18 protein-coding genes and 1 pseudogene are annotated in these 13,409 nt (G+C 44.1%); 1 reads left to right on the forward strand and 18 read right to left on the reverse strand.

The window, feature by feature from the left end; translation table 11 throughout:
- Positions 1-543: 543 nt before the first annotated feature.
- From AABK37_RS06800 to AABK37_RS06810, 3 genes and pseudogenes are all read right to left on the reverse strand, one after another.
- On the reverse strand, positions 544-762 hold the full coding sequence (locus AABK37_RS06800) for a bacteriocin (protein WP_432550838.1): 219 nt from the start codon (positions 760-762) through the stop codon (positions 544-546).
- A 1,020-nt stretch (positions 763-1,782) separates the two neighbouring features.
- Positions 1,783-2,577: pseudogene (locus AABK37_RS06805) on the reverse strand (type IIL restriction-modification enzyme MmeI); the annotation flags it as partial.
- A 184-nt stretch (positions 2,578-2,761) separates the two neighbouring features.
- A complete protein-coding gene (locus tag AABK37_RS06810; RefSeq protein ID WP_432550839.1) occupies positions 2,762-3,124 on the reverse strand; it encodes a helix-turn-helix domain-containing protein in 363 nt (120 codons plus the stop codon).
- Positions 3,125-3,321: 197 nt separating this feature from the next.
- Between AABK37_RS06810 and AABK37_RS06815 the strand changes: the two genes are divergently transcribed.
- Positions 3,322-3,807, forward strand: coding sequence for a hypothetical protein (locus AABK37_RS06815; protein WP_432550840.1), 486 nt, complete (start codon positions 3,322-3,324; stop codon positions 3,805-3,807).
- On the opposite strand, the gene prfA is transcribed toward AABK37_RS06815, so the two are convergent.
- From prfA to rplO, 15 genes are all read right to left on the reverse strand, one after another.
- On the reverse strand, positions 3,804-4,904 hold the full coding sequence (gene prfA, locus AABK37_RS06820) for a peptide chain release factor 1 (RefSeq protein ID WP_432550841.1): 1,101 nt from the start codon (positions 4,902-4,904) through the stop codon (positions 3,804-3,806). The genes AABK37_RS06815 and prfA overlap by 4 nt on opposite strands.
- Before the next feature lie 102 nt (positions 4,905-5,006).
- Positions 5,007-5,255 carry a 50S ribosomal protein L31 gene (gene rpmE, locus AABK37_RS06825; RefSeq protein WP_089127812.1) on the reverse strand — a complete coding sequence of 83 codons (249 nt, stop codon included), beginning with the start codon at positions 5,253-5,255 and terminating at the stop codon, positions 5,007-5,009.
- Positions 5,256-5,382: 127 nt separating this feature from the next.
- Positions 5,383-5,799, reverse strand: coding sequence for a 30S ribosomal protein S9 (gene rpsI, locus AABK37_RS06830; protein ID WP_039754619.1), 417 nt, complete (start codon positions 5,797-5,799; stop codon positions 5,383-5,385).
- The gene (gene rplM / locus AABK37_RS06835) at positions 5,799-6,260 is read right to left on the reverse strand and encodes a 50S ribosomal protein L13 (RefSeq protein WP_432550842.1); all 462 of its coding nucleotides are present in this window, start codon (positions 6,258-6,260) and stop codon (positions 5,799-5,801) included. The genes rpsI and rplM overlap by 1 nt, the downstream gene beginning before the upstream one ends.
- 110 nt (positions 6,261-6,370) lie before the next feature.
- Positions 6,371-7,195, reverse strand: a complete 825-nt coding sequence (gene truA, locus AABK37_RS06840) for a tRNA pseudouridine(38-40) synthase TruA (RefSeq protein ID WP_432550876.1) — start codon at positions 7,193-7,195, stop codon at positions 6,371-6,373.
- Between the two features lie 78 nt (positions 7,196-7,273).
- A complete protein-coding gene (gene rplQ, locus AABK37_RS06845; RefSeq protein ID WP_432550843.1) occupies positions 7,274-7,624 on the reverse strand; it encodes a 50S ribosomal protein L17 in 351 nt (116 codons plus the stop codon).
- Positions 7,625-7,757: 133 nt separating this feature from the next.
- Entirely contained in the window at positions 7,758-8,705 is a 948-nt protein-coding gene (locus AABK37_RS06850) for a DNA-directed RNA polymerase subunit alpha (protein ID WP_432550844.1), read from the reverse strand.
- A gap of 190 nt (positions 8,706-8,895) precedes the next feature.
- Positions 8,896-9,291 carry a 30S ribosomal protein S11 gene (gene rpsK, locus AABK37_RS06855; RefSeq protein ID WP_029635481.1) on the reverse strand — a complete coding sequence of 132 codons (396 nt, stop codon included), beginning with the start codon at positions 9,289-9,291 and terminating at the stop codon, positions 8,896-8,898.
- Between the two features lie 51 nt (positions 9,292-9,342).
- Positions 9,343-9,723, reverse strand: a complete 381-nt coding sequence (gene rpsM / locus AABK37_RS06860; RefSeq protein WP_432550845.1) for a 30S ribosomal protein S13 — start codon at positions 9,721-9,723, stop codon at positions 9,343-9,345.
- Between the two features lie 104 nt (positions 9,724-9,827).
- The gene (rpmJ, locus tag AABK37_RS06865) at positions 9,828-9,941 is read right to left on the reverse strand and encodes a 50S ribosomal protein L36 (RefSeq protein ID WP_015129703.1); all 114 of its coding nucleotides are present in this window, start codon (positions 9,939-9,941) and stop codon (positions 9,828-9,830) included.
- A 163-nt stretch (positions 9,942-10,104) separates the two neighbouring features.
- Positions 10,105-10,227 (reverse strand): hypothetical protein, encoded by a 123-nt coding sequence (locus AABK37_RS06870; protein WP_432550846.1) that lies wholly within the window; start codon positions 10,225-10,227, stop codon positions 10,105-10,107.
- 128 nt (positions 10,228-10,355) lie between these two features.
- A complete protein-coding gene (gene infA, locus AABK37_RS06875) occupies positions 10,356-10,580 on the reverse strand; it encodes a translation initiation factor IF-1 (protein ID WP_006276978.1) in 225 nt (74 codons plus the stop codon).
- A 202-nt stretch (positions 10,581-10,782) separates the two neighbouring features.
- A complete protein-coding gene (locus tag AABK37_RS06880; RefSeq protein WP_432550847.1) occupies positions 10,783-11,340 on the reverse strand; it encodes an adenylate kinase in 558 nt (185 codons plus the stop codon).
- A complete protein-coding gene (secY, locus tag AABK37_RS06885) occupies positions 11,340-12,653 on the reverse strand; it encodes a preprotein translocase subunit SecY (protein ID WP_432550848.1) in 1,314 nt (437 codons plus the stop codon). Before secY ends, AABK37_RS06880 begins: the two co-directional genes overlap by 1 nt.
- Positions 12,654-12,790: 137 nt before the next feature.
- Positions 12,791-13,234 (reverse strand): 50S ribosomal protein L15, encoded by a 444-nt coding sequence (gene rplO / locus AABK37_RS06890; RefSeq protein WP_432550849.1) that lies wholly within the window; start codon positions 13,232-13,234, stop codon positions 12,791-12,793.
- Between the last annotated feature and the right edge of the window lie 175 nt (positions 13,235-13,409).

A 13,409-nucleotide genomic window follows, 5' to 3' on the forward strand; every position in this document is an offset into this window, starting at 1 on the left:
GACTTGAGCTATTAACCGGGCGTTGCAAGTGACGGGCGATCGCCTGGTCACGAGGATGCCAATTAAACAATAAAATCCCCTCCAGAGGAAAAATAGGAGGGGTTTATGCTAAACTATAATTGCTATTTAACCCAACTTGCAGGTCAATCATTTACCCCTGAGCAGGCTTTTTTCCAACTCCTTTAAAAATGGGCAAATCGGGAGATGTAAAGCTTAGTTCTTGTGTTCTTATGCAAACACCCCACTTCCTAATTGACTGAAGTGTTAATATAGGTCTGTTGATGTTTTCGTCACTTTCACAGCGAGTATCCCCCACCTTTTGGGTGTACCGTTATGGTGGGGGACTTACGCCGAAACTATTAAATTCATGACCAAATGTCTTTCTACTTAACTCTCTATTAGGTATCCAGCCCTGGAAATCTGAGAAACCGTTAGAGGATTTGTAGAACTGCCGCTCGGTCAACAAATTTAATAAAAAGTTACAACCCTTTCGGGCTAACATTTTCAGACCGTAGGGTGGATTAAGGTTGGACTAGTCCAACCTTAATCGGTATAAGATGCTCCGCCGGGACCATAATATCCCTGTTGCCCATCCGAACCAAAGTATTTTACGGTTCCCCCATCGACAATTACAGTAGTTGAGTCATCACTAAAGAACACACCTCCTCCAGAGATTTGGCTTAATTGTTCATCCGTAAGTTCGCTAAAAAGTTCATCAACAATCTTAGCTGGTTGCACATCAGTGATTTTGATGTTAGACATGAATACTCCTTGGTTTGTGTTTGTGTTAATAAGCACCCTGTAAACTGTATAGAGTATAACACGGAACTGCATTGAACATAGCATATGTAACAGGTAAAAATTTAGACTACTTTTTTGTGATTTCCGGAGATTTTTTGTTTTTTGACTTGATTAGTCTTGTCATCTATCGCAAGTTGGACTTTTCCATTATCTTAAGTAATAACCGGGCGTTGCGGGTTAGGCGACAGAGGAGTGCGAAGCACCCAAAGAGCTATGCGATCGCCCATCTACAAACTGTGCTTTGCTTGACTTCAAGTAACTAAAGAATATAAATACTGAACTAGATTACTGCATTAAATTTTACTCATTTTTCAAAATTTTTTTCAGAGTAAATACAAAAAGAAATGCTTCAACTTAAGTAAAAACCCTAACCAGGTACAAGCATGAATCGATTTCGGTAAGACACAAGTTATGCACCTTACCACTGTTTAAATATAATGCTTTAGATGTTGCTTAATATAGTGATGATACGGCTCATCCTTGCACTGGGAATACATGAGTCCGCATTACTTTCAACGAAATTCGACTTTGTTCAATAGAGGTCGTCTTCGATTGTATAATCAGTATATGCCGAGAGTCACTACGCGATCGCTCAAGCGCCTTACTACCCAACCGCACTTTGTGCGGTTGCCCTGCTCAGAGAGAGCAGGGTAGTATACGGGCGATCGCATCCACTTGCAACGCCGGGTTATTAGCCAAAGAATTTATTTTTTGGCGATAGGATTTTATTTGACTTCAAATCGGTTCCCAACAACCAACAATAGTTTCACCCCGCTTTTCTTTCTCAGCTAATTCTAAATTCAATTCCAGCAGCTTCTCTAAAATGTCGTCGTTAGGATTAAAATCGTAAGTTTGCATCACCAATTTATCAAGCTGTTCATGCAATTTATAAAGTTGGCTCGTTGGCTCATTAAAAAATTTGTTATATAGCGTTGTAATTCCCCACTGTTTCGTTTCCATCTGTTGAGTGCGATATTCATGAAGTTCTTCTCCATGAATCAACGAAAATAAACCGCCGTTAAAATAATCTACCCCTTTATAACGTCCCGCTGGCGTAATTCCTGGCTGATTCATTTCCCGAAATAAACCACCTAAAACATCGTAAGAACTCGCTCCTTTCATGCAATCCTGAACGCAGGAAATAAACATATCACGCGGTAATAATTGTCTATCCTCAGCAAACATCGCCAGCACGCATTGCAAAATAAACCGCTGCGCTGTCAACTTCTCAATTTTGCGCTTTTCCAATTCCAGCAGCAATTCTCCCATGCGGCGTGCGGCGCGTTCTGTCACCACTACCTGATTATTTCTAAATACAGGAGTTTTTTCCCCTAATTCCATAAACGCAAAGGCTCCTGCCCTTTCTGGCAGTTGCTCTAGGGGAATTACATCTACAGGTGTATCTAGTTGGATATCAAAGTCAAAAATCCAGAATTCGTCAAAATTGCACAACAGAACATAACGCGGGCGATTTGGTACTAACCGCGTCCAATAATCAAACGCTTGAGAATAATGCTTACTTAAATCTTCCCCGCGCTTCTTCATCTCAATTAATACGCGGGGTTTCCACACCAAATCAGCAAAGCCGGTTTTACCTTTCTTGCTGCCTTTTTTTATCGCTTCTTCGTAACTCGCTCCCGCTTCCAGCGCTCCCTCATGTCCAAACGCTCGAAAAAAGCGATCTAAAAAGGTTTGCGCTTCTTTTCTTTCTTCGCCTTTGATGTGTTGCTTACAAAAATTAACAAACTTATCGAGACTTTCAGTGGTTGCTACCATTTTGGATTTTTGATGTTGCTTGGGGAATAATCAGTATTTTTAACTATTCCTTTGTGATGAATTCATCAATCCAAATGGTATTTTATATTTGGTAAATTTGCACTTTCTCAGGCTGGAAGCCTCACCCTTCTAAGGTGTCGGGCAGAATTGTATTGAGATGGGCGATCGCTCTTCACTTCAAAATTCAACTAGCTTTGGCTTCATCACTCGAAGACTCAGCAACAGCAGCAAATCTCGCAGCAGCAGCTTGAACTATCTGAGCCACTTGAGACAAAGGCATATGATTGATTTGTCTTAAAATAACACTCAAATCTGAGGTTTCTGGTACTGCTTTGCCTTCCAAACAGCAGAGTAACTCTTCCAACGTGTAGCCTGCACGAGTTGCTATCTGAGCCAGATTTTCAGTATCTGGCACCTTCACGCCCTTTTCCCACATTTGAACAGCAGTAGCAGAAACCCCCAAAAGCTTGCCAAATGCTCGCTGACTCGTTGAGCCACGAGCTAATTTAATGATTTCAATCAGTTTTTGTCTACTTTCAATGTTCACTGCTTTTATAGCTAGTCAACTTTATTTACAAGTTTAGTTGCAATATTACAAGTTTACTTTTATATTGACAGGCTTGTCTTTTAGCAGTACTCTATATCTAAGGTTGCAATACGGCAACTTTAGCAATCGTTGAAAAGACTGATAACCGAGCAGTCAAAGAGCGCGAAAAACTTGGTTTGCTCAGACGGGGGTACATCATGGTTAGTTGGACACGCAAGAAAACACAATATCGCCGCAAAGGTCAAAGTTTAATAGCCGCTAATAAAATTAAACCACAATTGTGGCACATTTCGTCAGCAGAAGCAAAAGAAGCACTTATAGCCCAAGGTCAGCGTGTCCAGAAAATCAAGAAAATCCACTGCCTAAAGCATCAAGTGTGTATTTCTTACTGGAATGAGCAAGGGGGTGTATGCAGCAGCTTTTTCAGCTACCGAATTTTTGCGCGTTGGCAAAATGAAGTTGAAAAGCTAATTTATACCTGTCCTACAGTGAAGGAATGGACAAAATTACATCGCATCATGCGGTATGAATTCGCTTATTACAATTATTGCCGAGAAATCGAAGATGCACTTGACACCGCATTAGAAAACCGCCTGTGTGTATTTAAAGCAACATCCCTACAAGCGGTTTTTACAGATAATTATGTAGAGACGTTCCACTGGAACGTCTCTACTCCCGATTAATTGCTAGCGCCGGAAGTGGCGAGTTCTGCTAACCGTTCTTGCTGGTCTTGAGAGATACAAGATTGAATCAGTGGTTCTAAATCGCCTTCCAAGACCGGGTTAAGCGAATAGTTTTGACCAAGACGGTGGTCGGTGGCGCGGTTATCTTTGTAGTTGTAGGTGCGAATCTTTTCAGAACGCGAACCTGTACCAACTTGCGATCGCCTCATCGAAGTTACTTCTTCTTGTTGTTCGCGCAACTTGATTTCATACAACTTCGCCCGCAGAATTTGCATAGCCCGTTCTTTGTTTTGTAACTGGCTGCGTTCTTCCGTACAGAAAATCCGAATTCCGGTAGGTTTGTGCATCAAGTCAACCGCTGTTTCCACCTTGTTGACGTTTTGTCCACCAGCACCACCAGAACGAGCTGTAGTCATTTCAATATCCTTCGGGTCGATGTGAATTTCCACATCATCCACCTCTGGCATAATTGCCACAGTCGCTGTCGAGGTGTGAACTCGTCCCCCAGCTTCGGTTGCCGGCACACGCTGCACGCGATGCACTCCAGCTTCAAACTTCAGCTTGCTGTAAACGCTGTCACCCTGAATTTCCAGAATCACTTCTTTGAAGCCGCCCATCTCACCGAGAGACTCACTTACCAGCTTCACTCTCCAACCCTGACTATCAGCATAGCGCGAATACAGCCGCAGCAAATCCCCAGCCCAGATACTAGCTTCATCGCCACCAGTACCGGCGCGAATTTCCAACATGATGTTTTTATCATCATTCGGATCGCGGGGTAACAGCAACACCTTCAAGCGAGTTTCTAAATATTCGATTTTCTGCTCAAGTTCATCGACTTCCAGTGCTGCCATTTCTTGCATTTCTGGATCGCTACTTGCTTCTTTGTAAACTTGACGCGCTCCTGTCAAGTCTTCAGTAGCAGTTTTCCAAGTTTCATAAGTATTTACCACCTCTTCTAAAGAAGAGCGTGACTTGGCGATTTTTTGATACTCATCCGGATTTTTGGCAGTATCCGGATCGGCAAGCCGACGAGTTAATTCATTAAAAGTTTGTTCAACTGATTTTAATTTCTCCAGCAGGTATGATTCAGCCATGACGAATGCTCGCGCTCCTTTAAATAACAAATTGGCTTAGGAAAAAACACAATCGACCCCGAAAAGTACAGGGTCGTCGTAAACACTGCCCAAGCCTTTTTGCTACTTTTTCTTTTTGCCGCCTGCGCCTTCTTCGCCTGACGATGAGGACATACCGTACTTGCGAAGGAAGCGTTCTACTCGACCTTCGGTGTCAATCATCTTCTGAGTGCCGGTATAGAATGGGTGGTTTCCAGACCAAACATCTACATGCAATTCTGGCTTGGTTGAGCCAATGGTCATTACAACTTGACCGTTGCAGTAAACTTTTGCCTCTGGATACCACTGGGGATGAATATCAGGTTTAGCCATTTTCCTTTCGTGGTTAATCTATATAAATTATAACTTTTTGTTGCCTCACGCAAAGGCGCAAAGCCGCAAAGAAAAAGACTTGACGACTTAGCGGCTTGGCGTGAGAAAATTCAAAATCCAAAATTGATTAGCGTTTCGAGTACTGAGGTGCTTTGCGGGCTTTGTGCAAGCCGTATTTTTTCCGCTCTTTTGCCCGTGGGTCGCGGGTGAGGTAGCCTTCGGTTTTCAAAGGTGGGCGGTTTTCTGGGTCTAGCTGACACAGGGCACGGGCGACTCCTAAGCGAACTGAATCCGCTTGTCCGGTTAAGCCGCCACCTTCGGCTTTCACCAAAATGTCATATTCGTTTTCCAGTCCCAAAGTTTCTAGGGGTGCTTTGATGACTCCTAGGTAGTTGGCGTTGAATTGGAAGTATAAATCTCCAGGTTTGCCATTTACGGTCATCTGACCGGTACCTGGAACTAGGCGTACCCGTGCGACTGCGGATTTACGGCGACCAGTACCCCAGTAAACGGCGCGACCGCTGTTGGTGTCTACTGCTTGCATTAGTTTTCGGCTCCAGGAATTGTATTAATTTGTAGTTCTTTCGGTTGTTGCGCTGCGTGGGGATGATCTGCACCAGCGTAAACTTTCAGTTTGGTAAATAACTGCTTGCCAAGGCTGTTTTTCGGTAGCATACCTTTAACGGCGTGTTCGATAATCCGTTCTGGTATGCGGTCTTGCAGCTTGGCGAAGGTTTCGGTTTTCATTCCACCAGGACGACCGGAGTGACGCCGATAGACTTTTTGAGTACGCTTTTTGCCTGTGATTGTGACTTTTTCGGCATTGACGACAATGACGAAGCCGCCTGTGTCCATGTGAGGGGTATATTCTGGTTTATTTTTGCCGCGCAAAATCATGGCGATTTCGGTGGCGAGGCGACCTAAGCGTTTGTCGGTAGCGTCTACTACGTACCACTCACGCTCAATAGTTGCTACAGGAGGAAGGTAAGTTTTGTTTGTTGTCATTTGTCATGTGTCCTTTGTCATTTGTTAGTGGGAGCGTTGTTGGTTGATAGTTGGAGCGTTGGAACGTTGTTCTACTAACCAATAACCACGCTCCTACTAACCAATAACCACTAACTAAAAACTAATTTTGGTAAGGTGTCGTACCAAACTTCTTGGGGAAAGGGAAAATCTGAATAGCCGACTCGCAACAAGCATAATCCTTGGGGGGGTGCGGCATATTTGACTTTTTCCCGGTGTTGATATGTCCAGATTTCTGTAAAGTTAGAAAGCGATCGCTCAAGTGAACCTACTTCTACCAGCATTCCTACCAACAGCCGCACCATGCCATACAAAAATCCATCTGCCTGAATTTCAATATGAAGAAACGATCCCGATCGATAACACTCCGCTGCTTGCACTTCTACCCAGGAATGCTTGCGCTTTGAACCCGCACGGTGAAAAGCAGCTAAATGATGCTTTCCCATCAAGGGTTTAAGGGCAGCCTGAATTAAAGCTTCATCCAGGGGTGCATAATAATAATGCCAACTAAAGGGTTTAACGAACAAGTTCGGTCGGTCTTCGGTGTAAAGTGTGTAGCGATACCGTCGATAAGCTGCACTAAAGCGAGCGTGCCAACTGTTACTTACACCTGCCGAAGCCCGAATCAATATATCTTTGGGCAGATAGCTATTAAGAACTGTTGCCCACTTTTCGGCGGGAATTCTACCTGTAGCATCAAAATGGGCTACTTGAGCTGCCGCGTGAACTCCGGCATCGGTTCGCCCTGCGCCGTGTAGTGTCACATGATACCCTAGTATAACTGAGATAGCTTTTTCTATTTCTTCTTGCACGGTGCGCTGTTGTAGTTGCCGTTGCCACCCATGAAAATGAGTGCCCAGGTATTGAATTACTAGGGCTACTCTATAAGTCGGTGTTGAGGAGTGGCTTTCTAACATAGGGATTTGGTCAATTGTCAATAGTCAAAAGTCATTTGTTTAAAATTCGTAAACTTATGACCGCCTTTGACCAATGACTCAAACTAATTCAATTATTGCCATTTCCGCATTATCACCCCGACGCGGGACGGTATGCAAAATGCGAGTGTAACCACCTTGACGATTCGCATAGCGGGTGGGGGCTTGCTCAAACAAAGCATGAACAAGTTGTTTGTCGAACATATAGCCAAGGGCTTGACGACGTGCTGTCAGCGAGCCATCTTTGGCTAAGGTAATCATTTTATCCACTTCGCTTCGCAAAACTTTGGCTCTGACTAAAGTGGTGGTGATCCGACCATGACGAATCAGCTCGGTGGTGAGCGATCGCAATAAAGCCCGACGCTGATCGGCTGGCTTACTAAGTTTTTTAACGCGACAACGGTGACGCATAATCTTTTTGTTAGTTGTTAGTTGGGGAATTGTTAATTGGAGCGTTGTTAGTTGTTAGTTGGGAAATTGTTAGTTGTTAATCAGCCAATAACTAATAACTACTAACTAATAACTACTAACTACTAACAACCAACTATGCGTGTTTTGAGCCTCTTTCCTGCGGCAGAGTAATGCCTAAGCGTCGCTGTAAAGCTTCTACTACTTCTTCTGCCGACTTCTGACCGAAGTTTTTGATTTCTAAGAGGTCTTCTTGGGTAAAATCCAACAAGTCTGCTACAGAGTTTACTTGTGCTCGTTTGAGACAGTTATAAGCTCGTACAGAAAGCTGCAATTCTTCAATCGGAATCTGAGCAGTTGGGTCTTCTGAAATCTCAGCGCCTGTATCTACTGGATCGAGGGAGATATTTTTCAACGGATCGAATAAATCTAACAAGATCCCAGCAGCAGAGGAAAGTGCTTCTTGAGGTGAGATACTGCCATTTGTCCAAACTTCCAACAATAGTCGGTCTTTTGGTGTGGAGTTATCTCCACGGAAGTCTTCAACACTATAATTCACTTTCCGCACTGGCATAAACACGGAGTCGATTTGGAGAAAGTCTAAAGATGTAGCTTCCTCACGTCCTCGCTCTACGGTGCGATATCCTTTGCCTTTCTCGATGCGGAATTCCATTTCCAGCTTTGCTCCCTCGGCGATGGTAGCTACATACTGGGTTTGGTCGATGACTTCTACTTCACTAGGCAAATCAAAATGTGCCGCAGTGATTGTGGCTGGACCTGTCACAAGTAACCGACCAATCTGGGGTTGAGAAGAATGGTTTTTCAGGATAACTTCCTTCATTCTCATGAGGATTTCCAGTACGTCTTCTCGCACACCCGGAACTGTGGCAAACTCGTGTGAAACGCCTGCAATCCGCACTGCGGTAACTGCTGTACCCTCTAGATTAGATAGTAAAACTCTTCTCAGGGCGTTGCCTACTGTTGTTCCCTGACCGCGCTCTAGTGGTTCTAAGACAAATTTACTGTAATGGTTCCGACTTTCCTCAGTATTGGATTCTACACATTCAATTTGAAACTGCGCCACGGAGTAGCCTCCCTTCTTTTAAGGTGCACACAACGCCAGACAAATCAATTGCCTCGCCTTTATTTACTTAATGCTTTGGAGCTTCTAGCAAGCTTTTTCAAAGCTTACCTGCCAATGTTGGTATTTGAAGTTTTACTCATAGCTTGTGGGCGATGCTGCGAGTCCGGAGCGATCGCCCAACTGGTTATGTCTAAACTCGACGGCGCTTCGGGGGACGGCAACCATTGTGAGGAATTGGGGTAATATCCCGAATCAGTGTAATTTCCAATCCGGCTCCTTGCAGTGCCCGGATAGCGGTTTCTCTACCCGCTCCAGGACCTGAAACCATTACCTCTATTTGGCGCATTCCAGAGTCCATCGCTCGGCGTGCTGCACTTTCTGCGGCGGTTTGGGCTGCGAAGGGAGTTCCCTTTTTTGCTCCTTTAAAACCGCTAGAACCAGCACTTGCCCAAGAAATCACATCTCCGTTTTGATCGGTAATGGTGACAATGCTATTGTTGAAAGTAGACTGGATATATGCCATTCCGTTAGGAACGTTGCGTTTTTGCTTTTTGCTGCCACTTTTTTTAGTTGGTTGTCGCGCCATAATCTCGGTGTAGTTGAATAATGGTAATAATTCTTAAGAGACAAAAGAAATTTATTTGCCGGGAGCTTTCTTCTTACCTGCCACTGTCTGCCGTCTGCCTCGACGAGTTCTGGCGTTGGTACGAGTTCTTTGTCCTCTTACTGGCAAGCCCATCCGATGACGACGACCTCTGTAGGTGCCAATATCAATCAGACGCTTGATGTTCAGCGCTTCTAAACGCCGCAAGTCACCTTCTACTTGATAGTCGCTCTCGATGATTCCCCGTAGCGCTGCTACATCCGCATCACTTAAGTCTTTGACACGAATGTCTGGATTTACACCAGTATTAGCTAATATTTCTTGCGATCTAGATAATCCAATTCCGTAGATATAAGTTAGACCAATTTCTACGCGTTTGTCGCGTGGAAGGTCTACTCCGGCAATACGTGCCATTTGTTGCTTTCTCCCTATTGTTCTTGCTAGTACTGTTACTATCTGCGTATAAAGGTGATTTTTTTCGCTTCACCTGATTAACGTCATTGCTAGCAGTATCGATGCTATCCCTGACGTTGCTTGTGCTTGGGATTAACACAAATCACCATCACGCGCCCGCGACGTTTGATTACGTTACACTTTTCACAAATCTTCTTGACTGAAGCTCTGACTTTCATGCCGTTCTTAATTGACTCCAAATAGTGAATTATAGCATTTTTCGGGAATTTAGTCAGTTAAATTTTTGGTCAACACCAAATCAGTTGTTTATGGTAAAATTCTCTACATATACTTACTTCTTTGATCTGTCGATAAGTGATTCTGCCTTTTTTCTGGTCGTTATTATCCAACTTCACTTTGACGCGATCGCTCCTGTAAAATTTTGATATGGTGACGATGCCGGGGGAGGTAAGCCAAGATATTAGATGCATTGTCTCTTTTCAAGGGTGGAACTTGCGATCTCATGATTGTAGAGCCATTCTCTAGTTCAACAGCAACGCCTGTGGTAAGACCGGGCGTGATAGTACCTTAAATTTGAATTGCATCTTGGTTGGGCAATAATATTTACCTCCAGCATCAAGTTGGACATTTACCTACTTTTTCCGCAGTCGATAAGTGATTCTACCCTTAGTCAGGTCGTAGGGAGTTAACTCGACTTTGACGCGATCGCCAGGTAAAATCTTGATATAGTTCCGGCGAATCTTACCAGAAATATGAGCCAGAACATTAAAGCCATTGTCCAAGTCAACGCGAAACATCGCATTTGGTAGGGACTCTGTGACAGTGCCTTCCATTTCAATCAAATCTTGTTTAGACAATTTATTTTTTCCTCAATTCAACAGTCTCCTACTCAGTTGCAGTAATTACATCTGCAAGAAAACATAAGTTGGCGATTATATCAACAGTTTCTTAATATATTTTAGCGAAATTTTCAATTCATCCTGACAAATATTGGGCAGGGGCGCTCTTTACCCCGCCCGTACTGGCGAGTAGGAAATTGCCTATTACATGTTTCTTCAGTTAAAAAGCGATTACCTTCTTGAGTTCATTAGTGACTTCTTCTTGGGATTGATTGCCATTGACGATGATAAGTTGTTGCTTCGCTCCGTAATAATCAATCAAAGGTGCTGTTTCAGTGCGATAAACTTCTAAGCGACGACGAATTACCTCTTCAGTATCATCTTTTCGTCCGCGATCGAGTAAACGTGCTACCACCACATCATCTGGTACATCCAGATTGACCACCTTTTCACCGTTAGGAACGTGCATTTTTTGCAGCAATTCTTGCAAAAAAACTGCTTGCGTTACTTTGCGCGGAAAGCCATCTAGAATCCATCCAGACTTAGTATCCGGTTGGTTGAGGCGCTCCTGCACTAGCTCTTGGACTAGTTGGTCGGGAACCAACTCGCCGCTATCAACGTAATTTTGAGCTTTGATTCCCAAAAGGGTTTGTTCTTTCATTGCTTGACGCAATATATCACCCGTGGAAATATGGGGAATATTGCAATCGTAAGCTAAGTTTTGAGCTTGAGTTCCCTTACCAGCTCCAGGCGGTCCCAAGAAGATTAATCGCGTCACTATTGTTTCACCATTCCTTCATAGCGCTGAGAGATGACATAAGTTTGGACTTGTTTAGCTGTGTCAATTGCCACACCAACCAGAATTAATAAGCTTGTCGCACCAAGTCCTTTAAAGGTTGGCACACCTAAAGAGCTTTCTACAGCGGTGGGGATAATCGCAACTAAGCCCAAAAAGATAGCACCTAAAAAAGTTAGTCGATTCGTCACGCGCTCAATATACTCGCTCGTTGTTTTACCCGGACGAACGCCAGGAATGCTAGAACCCATTTTTTTCAAGTTCTGCGCCACATCTACTGGGTTAAGAATCAACGAAGAGTAGAAGTAGCTGAAGAAAACAATAGAAATGAGGTAAATCAGCGAGTATGCCCAAGGCGCAGAACCACCCGGACTCAGATAATTGTTAACAATATTAATCAAGTCCGGATTTTTGCTAAAATTCGCGAGCAAAAGTGGCAAACTCAAGATGGCAGCCGCAAAAATAATCGGCATGACACCGCCTTGATTTAGCCGCAGGGGTAGATAGCTACGTTGCTCTGCCAAAACACGCCGACCAACTTGACGACGAGCGGAAATAATTGGGATGCGCCGCGTTCCTTCTTGAACAAAGACAATCCCAACAATCGTTGCCAAGAACACTAATATTAGTACAATTACACGCCCGACTATTTCCCGACCGCCGACTTGCACCAAGTCAATGGTATCGCCCAAAGATTTTGGTAGTGAGGCGACAATGTTGACAAAAATCAACAAAGATGCTCCGTTACCAATGCCTCGCTCGGTGATTAGTTCTGATGCCCACATAACGAACATAGAACCAGCCGTGAGAGCGATCGCTGTTTCTGCTACGAAAACCGGACCCGGATTCACGGCAAATTGCTGTAAGAAAAATGCCGAAAAAGCGACACTTTGAACAATCGCCCAACCTAAAGATACATAGCGTGTAATTTGGGAAATTTTTCGCCGTCCAGCTTCCCCTTCATTTTTCTGTAAATTTTCTAAAGCTGGAATCGCAGTCGTGAGCAATTGGATAATAATGGAAGCGTTAATGTAAGGCAAGATGCCCAAGGCAAAGACTCCCAAAGTAGAAAGTCCGCGTCCTGAGAATATGTCTAACAAGCCGAATATAGCGCTGTTGTTTTGGATAGCTTGACCAAACAACTCTCGATTAATTCCTGGCACCGGCAAAAAGATGCCCAGGCGAATCAAAATTAAAATACCGACGGTGACAAGCAGCCGACCTCTTAGCCCAGCTGCTTGCGCCATCTGCATAAAAGTTTCTTGAGCCGTTGGGGCTTTGTCTCGACTAATCATAAAGGGCTACCTTTGAAGTATGAAGTATGAAGTGTGAAGTGTGAAGTACGATCGTCAGAAGTATAAAATCTGAAGTATATATTTTTCATCCTTCATGCTTCTGCTTCTCCTTCACGCCTACGCTACGCGAACATTATTCATAAAACTTCACAACTTCCACCAGCTGCCTCAATTTTGCTTCGAGCTTGGCTTGTGAAAGCTGCCGCTTTGACATTGAGCGCAACGCTCAATTCCCCATTGCCCAAAATTTTCAATGGTGCTTTGGCACTAGTAATAATACCTGATGCCTTTAAAGATTCCAAAGTAACTTCTGTATTGGCAGCAAGGGAGGATAGTTTCTCTACATTAATCGTAGTGTAATTTTTACGATTAATAATTGGAAAGCCCTTTAACTTAGGGATACGGCGGTACAACGGCTGTTGACCACCTTCAAATCCAGGTCGGGTGCTGCTACCAGAGCGAGATTTTTGACCCCGCATACCTAAACCAGCACTGGCACCTTGACCGGCAGAAATACCGCGACCTACACGTTTGCCGCGTTTTTTCGAGCCTTTTTGAGGACGAACATCATTTAGTCTCATAATTGCAACGCTGTTAGTTGTTAGTTGGCGCGTTGTTAGTTGTTGGTTGTTAGTGGACGGGCATTGGGCAATTGTTTAATGGGGAGGCAGTGCGTTGGACGGGTTCCCGGGCAGCCGTGCACCTGCCGTCATGGGGTATTGGGTATTGGTAATAATTCTTTCCCATGAGTCCCTT

The organism is Tolypothrix sp. VBCCA 56010, assembly GCF_050875635.1.
Taxonomy (GTDB): domain Bacteria; phylum Cyanobacteriota; class Cyanobacteriia; order Cyanobacteriales; family Nostocaceae; genus Hassallia.

Excerpts from the sequence above, each read along its gene's own strand:
- rpsK (WP_029635481.1), bottom strand. The coding sequence starts at position 9,291 with ATGGCGCGACAACCAACTAAAAAAAGTGGCAGCAAAAAGCAAAAACGC.
- rpsI (WP_039754619.1), bottom strand. The coding sequence starts at position 5,799 with ATGCAAGCAGTAGACACCAACAGCGGTCGCGCCGTTTACTGGGGTACT.
- rplQ (WP_432550843.1), bottom strand. The coding sequence starts at position 7,624 with ATGCGTCACCGTTGTCGCGTTAAAAAACTTAGTAAGCCAGCCGATCAG.
- AABK37_RS06870 (WP_432550846.1), bottom strand. The coding sequence starts at position 10,227 with ATGAGATCGCAAGTTCCACCCTTGAAAAGAGACAATGCATCTAATATC.
- rpmJ (WP_015129703.1), bottom strand. The coding sequence starts at position 9,941 with ATGAAAGTCAGAGCTTCAGTCAAGAAGATTTGTGAAAAGTGTAACGTA.
- truA (WP_432550876.1), bottom strand. The coding sequence starts at position 7,195 with ATGTTAGAAAGCCACTCCTCAACACCGACTTATAGAGTAGCCCTAGTA.
- AABK37_RS06815 (WP_432550840.1), top strand. The coding sequence starts at position 3,322 with ATGGTTAGTTGGACACGCAAGAAAACACAATATCGCCGCAAAGGTCAA.
- rplM (WP_432550842.1), bottom strand. The coding sequence starts at position 6,260 with ATGACAACAAACAAAACTTACCTTCCTCCTGTAGCAACTATTGAGCGT.
- rpmE (WP_089127812.1), bottom strand. The coding sequence starts at position 5,255 with ATGGCTAAACCTGATATTCATCCCCAGTGGTATCCAGAGGCAAAAGTT.
- rplO (WP_432550849.1), bottom strand. The coding sequence starts at position 13,234 with ATGAGACTAAATGATGTTCGTCCTCAAAAAGGCTCGAAAAAACGCGGC.
- prfA (WP_432550841.1), bottom strand. The coding sequence starts at position 4,904 with ATGGCTGAATCATACCTGCTGGAGAAATTAAAATCAGTTGAACAAACT.
- secY (WP_432550848.1), bottom strand. The coding sequence starts at position 12,653 with ATGATTAGTCGAGACAAAGCCCCAACGGCTCAAGAAACTTTTATGCAG.
- rpsM (WP_432550845.1), bottom strand. The coding sequence starts at position 9,723 with ATGGCACGTATTGCCGGAGTAGACCTTCCACGCGACAAACGCGTAGAA.
- AABK37_RS06800 (WP_432550838.1), bottom strand. The coding sequence starts at position 762 with ATGTCTAACATCAAAATCACTGATGTGCAACCAGCTAAGATTGTTGAT.